This is a genomic window from Polaromonas sp. P1_E3, assembly GCF_056405935.1.
Map to the genome: position 1 here is coordinate 1 of NZ_JBFUBD010000090.1, position 10,689 is coordinate 10,689.

General features: G+C 63.0%; 11 protein-coding genes and 1 pseudogene. 9 read left to right on the forward strand and 3 right to left on the reverse strand.

The genetic code is table 11. The features are described from left to right. Positions 1-275: 275 nt before the first annotated feature. Positions 276-725, forward strand: coding sequence for a type II 3-dehydroquinate dehydratase (aroQ, locus tag AC1D0Z_RS11720; RefSeq protein ID WP_477658422.1), 450 nt, complete (start codon positions 276-278; stop codon positions 723-725). An 18-nt stretch (positions 726-743) separates the two neighbouring features. After that, positions 744-1,160, forward strand: a complete 417-nt coding sequence (arfB, locus tag AC1D0Z_RS11725; protein ID WP_477658423.1) for an alternative ribosome rescue aminoacyl-tRNA hydrolase ArfB — start codon at positions 744-746, stop codon at positions 1,158-1,160. A gap of 28 nt (positions 1,161-1,188) precedes the next feature. On the opposite strand, the gene AC1D0Z_RS11730 is transcribed toward arfB, so the two are convergent. Both AC1D0Z_RS11730 and AC1D0Z_RS11735 read right to left on the reverse strand, forming a co-directional pair. Then, positions 1,189-1,800 (reverse strand): DUF6198 family protein, encoded by a 612-nt coding sequence (locus tag AC1D0Z_RS11730; RefSeq protein ID WP_477658424.1) that lies wholly within the window; start codon positions 1,798-1,800, stop codon positions 1,189-1,191. A gap of 211 nt (positions 1,801-2,011) precedes the next feature. After that, entirely contained in the window at positions 2,012-3,025 is a 1,014-nt protein-coding gene (locus AC1D0Z_RS11735; RefSeq protein WP_477658425.1) for an LLM class flavin-dependent oxidoreductase, read from the reverse strand. 110 nt (positions 3,026-3,135) lie between these two features. Between AC1D0Z_RS11735 and AC1D0Z_RS11740 the strand changes: the two genes are divergently transcribed. After that, complete coding sequence (locus AC1D0Z_RS11740; RefSeq protein ID WP_477658426.1) at positions 3,136-4,011, forward strand: alpha/beta fold hydrolase; 876 nt, start codon at positions 3,136-3,138, stop codon at positions 4,009-4,011. A 2-nt stretch (positions 4,012-4,013) separates the two neighbouring features. Here AC1D0Z_RS11740 and AC1D0Z_RS11745 read toward each other — a convergent pair whose 3' ends face one another. After that, entirely contained in the window at positions 4,014-4,424 is a 411-nt protein-coding gene (locus AC1D0Z_RS11745; RefSeq protein WP_477658427.1) for an FKBP-type peptidyl-prolyl cis-trans isomerase, read from the reverse strand. A gap of 283 nt (positions 4,425-4,707) precedes the next feature. Between AC1D0Z_RS11745 and AC1D0Z_RS11750 the strand changes: the two genes are divergently transcribed. The 6 genes and pseudogenes from AC1D0Z_RS11750 to AC1D0Z_RS11775 form a co-directional block, all read left to right on the forward strand. After that, the gene (locus AC1D0Z_RS11750) at positions 4,708-5,415 is read left to right on the forward strand and encodes a FadR/GntR family transcriptional regulator (RefSeq protein WP_477658428.1); all 708 of its coding nucleotides are present in this window, start codon (positions 4,708-4,710) and stop codon (positions 5,413-5,415) included. 224 nt (positions 5,416-5,639) lie between these two features. Further along, on the forward strand, positions 5,640-7,217 hold the full coding sequence (locus AC1D0Z_RS11755) for a sugar ABC transporter ATP-binding protein (RefSeq protein WP_477658429.1): 1,578 nt from the start codon (positions 5,640-5,642) through the stop codon (positions 7,215-7,217). 32 nt (positions 7,218-7,249) lie between these two features. Then, positions 7,250-8,233, forward strand: a complete 984-nt coding sequence (locus AC1D0Z_RS11760) for an ABC transporter permease (protein WP_477658430.1) — start codon at positions 7,250-7,252, stop codon at positions 8,231-8,233. 68 nt (positions 8,234-8,301) lie between these two features. Further along, complete coding sequence (locus AC1D0Z_RS11765) at positions 8,302-9,246, forward strand: substrate-binding domain-containing protein (protein ID WP_477658431.1); 945 nt, start codon at positions 8,302-8,304, stop codon at positions 9,244-9,246. A gap of 140 nt (positions 9,247-9,386) precedes the next feature. Next, positions 9,387-10,397 (forward strand): zinc-binding alcohol dehydrogenase family protein, encoded by a 1,011-nt coding sequence (locus tag AC1D0Z_RS11770; RefSeq protein WP_477658432.1) that lies wholly within the window; start codon positions 9,387-9,389, stop codon positions 10,395-10,397. 13 nt (positions 10,398-10,410) lie between these two features. Further along, positions 10,411-10,689: pseudogene (locus AC1D0Z_RS11775) on the forward strand (mannitol dehydrogenase family protein); the annotation flags it as partial.

Here is a 10,689-nt window from a genome sequence, read left to right on the forward strand (position 1 = left end):
TGTCGGAAGCCATTTGTGCCAGCATCAAGGGCGCGCAATTGCGCACCTTGCCGGCAGCGCATTTGAGCGCGGTGGAGCAGCCGGAGGCATTTGCCGATCTGCTGGAACGCTTTTTTGAAAGCTTGCGCTAGGGGCCGCTGCCAGCGGGTTGATCGGGCAGGTGCAGGAGCAGGGGACAGAGTGCTTCGGTGATGGGGTGGCGGCGGCAGCGTTGATAATCTGCCCAAGCAAGTAGCCAACCCCAATCCACCCGAACATCCGGAAAGCCCCGCTTCATGAAAACAGTCCTTGTCCTCAATGGCCCCAACCTCAACCTGCTGGGAACGCGCGAGCCGGCTGTGTACGGCTCGCAAACCCTGGCCGACGTAGAGGCGCTGTGCACCAAGGCCTGCGTGACCCAGGGTTTCAAGCTCGACTTTCGCCAAAGCAACCACGAAGGCGTGATGATTGACGCGATTCATGAAGCCGGGCGCGCCCAGGCTGTGGGCACATTGGCGGGTATCGTGCTGAATGCCGGTGCTTACACCCACACCAGCGTTGCCCTGCACGATGCCATCAAGGGCGCAGGCGTCACGGTGATCGAGCTGCACATCAGCAACGTGCATGCGCGCGAAGCTTTCCGTCACCACTCTTATATTTCACCGGCGGCCAAGGCCGTGATGGCCGGCTTTGGCGTCAAGGGCTACGCGCTGGCCATCGCCGGCCTGGCCGAGCTGGCGGCCTGACCGCCTGCGGCGCTGACCATGGCTGCGCCACCGAAATTCCCCGTTGACGAACGCGAGGTGGAGTTCAGCGCCATCCGCGCGCAGGGCGCTGGCGGGCAAAACGTCAACAAGGTGTCGAGCGCCATTCACCTTCGGTTTGACATCGCGGCCTCGTCGCTGCCTGACGCCGTCAAGGAGCGACTGCTGGCGACGAGCGACGGACGCATCACGCAGGAGGGCGTGCTGGTGCTTAAGGCCCAGCAGCACCGCACCCAGGAAATGAACCGCAGCGATGCCATGGCGCGTCTGCAGGAGATTGTTGACAGCGTCTCCACACCGCCCCGGGCGCGGCGTGCTACCAAACCCACCTACGGCTCGAAGCAGCGCCGCCTGGCCGGGAAAAGCCAGCGTTCGGAAATCAAGTCTTCACGGGGCAAGGTGGGCGGCGGCGACTGAGTCGGCCTACCCATCCATCACGTGCCTTTCAGGTCACCGTGTAGCGCCCGGGTTTGTGATTGACCCAGAGGAACAGGCTCATCAGCACGGCGGCCATGATTGAATACGCCACGCGCTCAGGGGGCACGACCGTCAGCGCCATCAACACCACAACCGAATCGATAGCCATCTGTACCTTGCCGGCGCGCCAGCCGTGCTTTTCCTGCAGGTAGAGCGTCACGATGGTGGCGCCGCCCAGGCTGGCCCGGTGCCGGGCCAGGAAGAGGCAGCCGGTTCCCAGCAGCAGGCCGCCCACCAGCGCGGCGTACAGCGGGTGGATGTCTGCGATGTCGAGCACCCTGGGTGACCAGTCCGCCAGCAGCGACAGCAATGCAATGGACAGGAAGGTCTTGACGGTGAACTCGCGGCCCATGCGCGTCCAGGAGAACCAGTAAAAGGGCAGGTTGACCAGGAAGAACAGCTTGCCGAAACTCACGCCCGTGGCGTAGTGCAGCACAAAGGCCACGCCGGCCGTACCGCCCGTCAGCAGACCTGCCTGGTTGAAGATCACCATCGCCAGCGACACAAACAGCGTGCCCGTAAAGATGCCCTGCGCATCGTCAAAAAGGGTGTGGCGTTCGGGCGGTGGAAATGGGTGCATGGAAAGCTGGCCTGTTGCCCGCGGGCGGGTATTTCAGCTTTGCATGATTTGTGCCAACGGGCGCGCCTGTATGTCGGTGACTGGATGGGTCTGCGGCGCTGCATCCCGGCATGGCTGATTTCGGGCGGATGGAACAGGTGCGACGAATTAGAAGCAATTTAAGGCTCCAGGCCAATAGGGACGAGCGCCAGCAGCTATCAAAACAATAGCGCTATGCGCGGCTCACGCTTTCCTCCCGCAGCCTGTCCCGCACCTGCGCGGTGATTTCCAGGGAGCGCCGGGCGATGGCAGGGTCGTAAATGTGGGTGGTCACCATCAGTTCATCGGCCTGGGTGTCCTCGATGAAGCGCTGGAGCTGGTTTTCAACCGTGGCCGCCGAACCCGCGACGGCGTAGCGCAACATGCGTTGTGCGCCGGCTTTCTCGGCCGGAGACCAATAGCTTTCGATATCGTCGATGGGGGGCGGCATGGGCCCCGGCGTGCCGCGCAGCAGGTTGGTCATGGCCTGCTGCACCGAGGTGAGCTGGTAGCGTGCCGCTTCATCCGTTTCGGCCGCCACGACATTGGCCACCACCATGGCATAAGGTTTGGTGAGCTGGGCGGAAGGTCTGAAGCCACTGCGGTACAGGTCCAGCGCCTGCATCAGCATGTCGGGTGCGAAGTGCGATGCGAAGGCGAAAGGCAGGCCCAGCAGGGCGGCGAGCTGGGCGCCGAAGAGGCTGGAGCCCAGCAGCCACAGCGGCACCTTGAGGCCAGCGCCCGGCACGGCGCGGATTTTCTGGCCGGGCTCCACCGGTTCAAAGTAGGCCTGCAACTCCTCGACGTCCTGCGGAAACGTGTCGGCATTGTTCTGGTGGTCGCGCCGAAGCGCGCGTGCGGTGAGCTGGTCGGTGCCCGGCGCGCGCCCCAGCCCGAGGTCGATACGGCCCGGGTACAGCGAAGCCAGGGTGCCGAATTGCTCGGCGATGACCAGCGGCGAGTGGTTGGGCAGCATCACGCCGCCGGAGCCCACGCGGATGGTTTGGGTTCCGCCTGCCACATGGCCAATGACCACTGCGGTGGCGGCGCTGGCAATGCCGGGGTTGTTGTGGTGCTCGGCCAGCCAGAAACGGTGATAGCCCAGCTGCTCAGCATGGCGTGCCAGCGCCAGGGTATTGCGAAAGGCATCAGCTGCTGTTGCGCCCTTGACGATGGGGGACAGGTCGAGGACGGAAAAAGGAATCATGGAAGGTAGGGTGTAGCGGCTGACGCCTCTGGCGTGCCCCTGACATGGGGCAGCGGGATCAGTTTAGGAGCTTCCCAATGGCCGCATGGTGGGCAGGGTATAAATGCCGAATGACCCCTTCCCTGGACTTTGAACTGCCTGAAGAAGCGCAGGCGCTGGCGCGAAGCGCCCGCCGCATCGAAACCCCCTGCGGAAGCGGACAAATGATCTGGCATGTCTGGGAAGCGGAAAAGCATCGCCCAGGACTGGCGCCGCTGGTGCTGCTCCATGGCGGCAGTGGTAGCTGGATGCACTGGCTGCGAAACATTCCGGCGCTGGTGGCCTCGGGCCGCCGCGTGCTGGTGCCTGACCTTCCCGGTTTCGGGGACTCGGCTGCGCCTGCGCAGGGCACGGATGCGGATGTGTTGCCCGGGCCCGTGGAGCAGGGACTGCAGATGCTGGCCGGTGATGCACCGTGCGATCTGGTCGGGTTTTCATTCGGCGGCATGGTGGCCGGTTTTCTGGCGGAGCGTTTTGCGGCGCGGGCCGCGCGCGTCGTGCTGGTGGGCGCGCCGGGGCTGGGTGTCACACCGGAAAAGGCCGTGCGCCTGCGCGCCTGGCGCCACCTTGAAGACCCACAACAGCGCGACGCCATCCACCGGCATAACCTCGCCGCCTTGATGCTCTTCCGGCGGGAAATCATCACCGGGCTGGCCTTGCGGCTCCATGTGGCCAACGTCCTGCGTGACCGCATGAAAGGCCGGAGGCTCGCGCGTACCGACGCACTGGCGCAGTCGCTGACACGCGTGCGGTGCCCGGTTCATGCCATCTATGGCCGTGAAGATGCGCTTTATCGCGGAAAGGCGGATGCGCTGGAAGCGGCGCTGGCACAGGCCTGCGATTTCAGGGGTTTGAGCTGGATCGAAAAGGCCGGCCACTGGGTGCAGTTTGAGCGGCCTGAGGCGTTTGACGACAAGCTGCTGATGCTGCTGGAGAGCAGCAGTTAGCCCTATTTTTCGATGGCCAGCAGTTCAATGTCGAATGTCAGGGTGGCATTGGGCGGCACGGCGTTTCCCGCGCCACGCTCGCCATAGGCTGTGGCCGGCGGACAGGTCAGCGTGGCTTTGCCGCCCACCTTGATTTTCTGCACGCCTTCGGTCCAGCAGGGCACAACACGGTTCAGCGGAAAAGTGGCCGGTGCGCCGCGCTTGTAGGAGCTGTCAAATTCCTTGCCGTCGGCCAGCGTGCCGCGGTAATGCACCTTGACGGTGTCGGTCGCCTTGGGTTGCGAGCCGGTACCGTCGGTGCTGTGTACGATCTTCACGCCGCTGGGCMGGGTCTCGGCCAGGGCGGCGGCAAGGGCTGCGGTGGACAGGGCAAGAGAGGCCAGGGCGACGAGCGCGGCGGTCAATGTCTTCATGGAGGTCATGCTTTCATGGCTAAGGGGAATCGAAAAGGTTGACCTGGATTATCGTCCCGGCTCCCGCTTTGCTCTGTGGCGCCGGCTCGCCTGCCCAACCTGGTCAAGGTGGTGGCGCTGGATCATGAGGGGCGCAAAGTACGAGTGGTACTCCAGATGGCAAAAATTGGCTCCAAAATGGGTGTCGCTAGTGCCAAAATTATTGAATTGGCCTTACCTTTTCGAGTCGTAGCCCACCAGCAAGAACCGCCGTCGCATAAACTGCACTTCACGCGGAGGAGTCATGCTGGATCAACTCAAACAGGTCGACAACCGTCGGCTTTACCAACAAATTGCCGAGCAGATTCGTGCCTTCATCGACAAGGGTAACTACACCGCGGGTGCGCGGCTGCCGCCGGAGCGCGATCTGGCCCAGCAGCTGGGCGTCTCACGCCCCTCGGTGCGCGAGGCGCTGATTGCACTGGAAATTGAGGGCAGCGTGGAAGTGCGCATGGGCGCTGGCGTGTATGTCTGCAGCGCGGCCCAGCGCAAGCCGCAGTCCCTGGCCACCATGGGCGAAAGCCCGATCGAGCTGATGCAGGCACGCGCCGCCATCGAAGGCACCATCGTGCTGCAGGCCTGCGCCAAAGCCACGTCCGAAGCGCTGTTGGTGCTGCGGCAGATTCTGGACAACATGCTGTCGGCCATGGCGCAAAACCGCTCGCCTCTGGCCTTTGACAGGCAGTTTCACCAGGCGATTGCCGCCATGACGGGCAACTCCGTGCTGGAGCGGCTGGTGGGCGAGTTGTTTGACGAGCGCCACAGCCCGATTGCCGCGCGCCTGAGCGCGCATTCCGAATCCGGCCAAAGCTGGGCCATTGCGCTGCAGGAGCATGAAACCATCCTGCGCGCCCTGGAGAACCGGGACGTACTGGCCGCACAGAACGCCATGCGCATGCATCTGCAAGCCTCCGAACAGCGCTGGGTCGAGAACCGCCGCGAGTGGTCATGAGCGCCCTCAACCTAGCCCCGGTACCCTTGGTCGGGCCTGTGCACCTGCGCTGGTTTTTTTTGTCCTTTCATACCCGTTTTAACCAGCAGACCACGGGCAAACACTAATACACACGCACTTGTTGGTAAGGCCAAATACGCCACATTGTGTCAGGTGGCCTTACCAATTTGCAAAAAGCAAATTCATCCCTTACGGTCCCCCTGACCCGCCAAGAGGAGTTCGCATTGCTGTCATCCGTGTCCGGTCCCGTCCGTTCGTTCGTGCCCAGCCCCGCCGAGGCTGGCGCACTGTTGCGCCTGGAAGGGATCACCAAACGCTTCCCGGGGGTGCTGGCCCTGGATAGTGTGAGCTTTGAGGTGCGAAGTGGCGAGGTACACGCGGTGTGCGGCGAAAACGGTGCGGGCAAATCGACGCTGATGAAGGTGATCAGCGGCCAGTACCAGCCCGATGCAGGGGCCCTGTACTACCGCGGCGAGTTCTGCCAGTTCCATTCCACCGCGGACTCCCAAGCTGTCGGCATTGCCATCATTCACCAGGAGCTGAATCTGGCTCCGCACCTCACGGTGGCCGAAAACATTTACCTGGCCCGCGAACCACGCAAAGGCTGGCTGATTGACCGGGCGGCACTGCGCCGCCAGGCACAGCAATGCCTGCGCCAATTGGGGCAGGACATCTCACCGGACGCCTTGGTCAAAACCCTGTCGGTAGCCCAGCAGCAGATGGTGGAAATTGCCAAGGCGCTGTCGCTCAACGCCCAGGTGCTCATCATGGACGAGCCTACCTCGTCCCTCACGGAGTCGGAAACCGAGAAGCTGTTTGCCATCATCCACGAGCTCAAGCGTACGGGCGTGGGCATTGTCTACATCTCCCACCGCCTCGACGAACTGGCGCTTATCGTGGATCGGGTCACCGTCTTGCGTGACGGACGCTACGTGTCCACCGAACGCCTGGCCGACACCAGTGTGGAAGAGATCGTGGCCAGGATGGTGGGGCGTTCGCTGGACGATGTATTCCCCAAGAGGACGTCCGTGCCTACGACCGACGTGTTGTTGCGCGTGCAGGGCCTGACACGCCAGGGTGTGTTCCACGACGTGAACTTTGAACTGCGCCGTGGCGAAATCCTGGGCTTTGCGGGGCTCATGGGGGCTGGCCGCACCGAGGTAGCCCGTGCCATTTTTGGTGCCGACCCCATTGACGCCGGCGAGGTGTTCCTGGGCGGGGAGCGCCTCACCATTCATTCGCCGCGGGATGCCGTGCGCCAGGGGCTGGCCTACCTGTCGGAGGACCGCAAGCACGACGGGCTGGCATTGAAGATGAATGTGGCGCAGAACATCACGCTGGCTAACATGGAAGCCGTGTCCAACCGTGCGGGCATGATCCAGTTTGCCAAAGAGGAGGATGCCGCACGCCGCTACATCGGCGCACTCGACATCCGCACGCCCAGCAGCAGCCAGATCGTGCGCCTGCTCTCGGGCGGCAACCAGCAAAAACTCGTGATCAGCAAATGGCTGTTCCGCCAATCACGCGTGCTGTTCTTTGACGAACCCACGCGCGGCATTGACGTGGGCGCCAAGTACGCGATCTACCAGTTGCTGGACCAGCTCGCAGGACAGGGTATCGGCGTGGTGATGATCAGCTCCGAGCTGCCCGAAATCATGGGGATGACCGACCGTGTCGCAGTCTTCCATGAAGGCCGCCTGGTCACCATACTTCCCACCCGGGAGACTCACCAGGAGGAGGTCATGCACTACGCCTCCGGCCGCAGCGTGCCGCCTTTGCCCGCCGACCAGCTGACCCACTGAGCCCTCCAAGACTTCTTTCCCCGAACCACACCATGACCGAACAACAACAAGACCTGTTCCAGAAATTTGCCGCGCTGGCCAGCCTGCTGGGACTCATCGCCATTTTCTCCTTCACCAGCAACGCCTTTTTCAGCGTGGGCAACGGCATGACTGTGGCGCTCCAGGTGACGTCCATTGCCTACCTGGGCATCGCAGCGACCTGCGTGATCATCACTGGCGGTATCGACCTCTCGGTAGGTGCCATCCTGGCACTTTCCGGCGTCGTGGCCGCCATGCTGGTCAAGRCGGGCGTGCCCGTGCCGCTGGGCATGTTTGCCGGCCTGCTGGTCGGTGCACTGTGCGGGCTGATCAACGGCCTGTGCGTGACGGTGCTCAAACTGCCGCCCTTTATTGCCACCCTGGGAATGATGCTGGTGGCACGCGGCGTGGCCTTGCAGCTGACCGATGCCCGCGCCATCAGCGGCCTGGGCGACAGCTTTGCGGAACTGGGCAACGGAGCCTTGTTTCGTATCGTCAATATCGGCGCGGACGGCTTTCCCGATGTGGTGTTCGTCGGCATCCCTTACCCCGTGGTGCTCATGGTCGTGCTGGCGCTGGCCGTCTCCATCCTGCTGAACCGCGCCACGCTGGGGCGCCATCTGTACGCCATCGGTTCCAACCTGGAAGCCGCCCGGCTCTCGGGCGTGAACGTCAACGGCGTGACGCTGTTTGCCTATGTGCTGTCCGGCCTGCTGGCCGGGCTGACCGGCTGCGTGCTGATGTCGCGCCTGGTCACGGCCCAGCCCAGCGAGGGCCTGATGTACGAACTTGATGCCATTGCCGCCGCGGTGATAGGCGGCACCTCGCTCACGGGCGGTGTGGGCACCGTGTCGGGCACCGTCATCGGCGCGTTCGTGATCGGCATCCTGCGCAACGGTTTGAACATGAGCGGCGTGTCCGCTTTCACCCAGCAAATTCTGATTGGCGTCGTCATCCTGCTGGCCGTATGGATCGACCAGATGCGCCATCGCAAGTGATCCCTACCGGCAGGGCTTACCGGGACTTCGAGAGACAACCTCCACAACCACTACCCATGAGGAAAGAAATGAAAAAATTTGTCCACACACTGATCGCAGCCGCCCTGGTGGCTGCGTCGTCGATGGCGATGGCCGCCGACAAGGAAATTGCCGTCATCGTGAAGACGGCCAACTCGGACTTCTGGCAAAACGTGAAGAAGGGTGCCAACGCCGCCGTGGGAAATCTCAAGGGCTACACCGCCACCTTCCAGGGTGCAGCGTCGGACACCGACCTTGCCGGGCAGGTGGCCCTGGTGGAAAACGCCGTGAACCGCAAGGTGGCCGGCATTGTGCTGGCCCCGTCGGATCCGGATGCCCTGATCCCCGCCATGAAAAAGGCCTGGGAAGCCAAGATTCCTGTGGTGCTGATTGACTCCGCCGCATCGGATTCCGGCAAGGCTTACTACCAGTCCTTCCTGGCCACGGACAACAAGACTGCCGGAGAAATGTCCGCCAAGACGCTGATCGAGAAAGTCGGTACCACCGGCAAAATCGCCATCATGTCTTACACCGCAGGCTCGGGCTCCGAAATCGGCCGCGTGGGAGGTTTCACCGACTACATCAAGAAGCACTCCAAGCTGCAGATCGTCGGCCCCTTCTACTCCAACTCGCAGATGGGTACCGCACTGAACCAGACCACCGACGTCCTGGCCGCCAACCCCGACCTCAAGGGCATCTTCGGTGCCAACGAACCCACCGCTATCGGCATGGGCCGCGCACTGGTTCAGTCAGGCAAAGCCGGCAAAGTAGTCGCCATTGGTTTTGACGGCAACTCCGACCTGCAAGGCTTTGTGAAAGACGGCACCATAGAGGCGATCGCCGTGCAAAGCGCCTTCGAGATGGGCAACCTCGGCGTAAAGACCGTGGCGGAAATCGTGGCAGGCAAGAAAGTGCCCGCCTTCCGCGATACCGGTGTGTTGATGGTGACCAAGAAAAACATCGACACRCCCGCTGCCAAGAACGTTCTCTACTAAACCACTCCAACCCAAGGACCCCTCCGGCACCGGCTGCCGGAGGATGGGCATATGCACACCACGGATTTGACACGCCTTCGCCGCGAACCTGCGGCTGGCTGCCTTGGACCTGGACCAACCACTTCCACTCAAGGACATCTATGCTGACAGTCATTTGCGAAACTCCCGGCGTGCTGCGCACGGTCGAAGGGGCCAAGCCCATCCGCAATGAAGGCGATGTGCTGCTGCGTATCCGTCGCGTAGGGGTGTGCGGCACCGACCTGCACATCTTCACCGGCAAACAACCTTTCCTCGCCTATCCACGCGTCATGGGCCACGAGATCGCAGGTACCGTGGAAGAAGCTCCAGCGGACAGCGCCCTTCAGGCCGGCGACAGCGTTTTCGTCATGCCTTACCTGTCGTGCGGCCGGTGTGTGGCCTGCCGTCAGGGCAAGACCAACTGCTGCGTCAACATCCAGGTACTGGGCGTGCACCGCGACGGCGCCTTCACCGAATATCTCAACGTACCCGCGCAGTTTGTGCGCAAGGCGGAAGGTGTCTCGCTGGACCAGGCCGCCATGCTGGAATTTCTGGCGATTGGCGCCCACGCCGTGCGCCGCGCCGACGTGCAGCCCGGTCAGCGTGTACTGGTGGTGGGGACAGGCCCCATCGGCATGGCTGCCCTGCTGTTCGCCGGCCTGCGTGGTGGCCGGGTCACGGCGCTGGACACGCGAAAGGAGCGAGTGGAATTCTGCAAACAACACCTGGGTGCGCACGCGGGTGTTGTGATAGGTGACAAGGACCTGGACGAGCTGCGCGCACTGACCGAGGGGGATTTTTACGATGTCGTTTTTGACGCCACGGGCAACGCGAAAGCCATGGAACGCGGCTTCCAGTTCATTGCCCATGGCGGCAAGTATGTGCTGGTGTCGATTGTGCTGGACAACATTACGTTCGCCGATCCGGAGTTTCACAAACGCGAGGCGACGCTGCTGGGCAGCCGCAACGCCACCATGGATGACTTCGAAACGGTGCTTGAGGCGATGCGGGGGGGCAAAATCCCCACCGCGGCACTGAACACCCATCGAATGGCTCTGGCCGATGTACCCGCCCGGTTCGCCACGCTGCTGGACCCTACGCAAGGCGTGGTCAAGGCGCTGATCGAATGCTGACCGGAGCCTGCATGTGAGCACGCCCATCCTCCAGTTCGGCACCGGGCGTTTCCTGCAGGCGCATGCGGACCTGTTTGTGTCACAGGCTCTGGCCCAAGGCCAGGCACTGGGCGGCATTGCTGTCGTGCAGAGCACAGACAACCCGCAGAGCAGTGCGCGTGCCGCGGCACTGGCACATGGCTACCGCGTCGAATTGCGCGGCATGCAGCATGGCCAGCCTATTGAGGAAACCGTGCAGGTGAACGCAGTACAGATCGTCTGGCACGCCCGCCGCGACTGGACACAGTTGCGC

Excerpts from the sequence above, each read along its gene's own strand:
- AC1D0Z_RS11730 (WP_477658424.1), bottom strand. The coding sequence starts at position 1,800 with ATGCACCCATTTCCACCGCCCGAACGCCACACCCTTTTTGACGATGCG.
- AC1D0Z_RS11750 (WP_477658428.1), top strand. The coding sequence starts at position 4,708 with ATGCTGGATCAACTCAAACAGGTCGACAACCGTCGGCTTTACCAACAA.
- arfB (WP_477658423.1), top strand. The coding sequence starts at position 744 with ATGGCTGCGCCACCGAAATTCCCCGTTGACGAACGCGAGGTGGAGTTC.
- aroQ (WP_477658422.1), top strand. The coding sequence starts at position 276 with ATGAAAACAGTCCTTGTCCTCAATGGCCCCAACCTCAACCTGCTGGGA.
- AC1D0Z_RS11770 (WP_477658432.1), top strand. The coding sequence starts at position 9,387 with ATGCTGACAGTCATTTGCGAAACTCCCGGCGTGCTGCGCACGGTCGAA.
- AC1D0Z_RS11740 (WP_477658426.1), top strand. The coding sequence starts at position 3,136 with ATGACCCCTTCCCTGGACTTTGAACTGCCTGAAGAAGCGCAGGCGCTG.
- AC1D0Z_RS11735 (WP_477658425.1), bottom strand. The coding sequence starts at position 3,025 with ATGATTCCTTTTTCCGTCCTCGACCTGTCCCCCATCGTCAAGGGCGCA.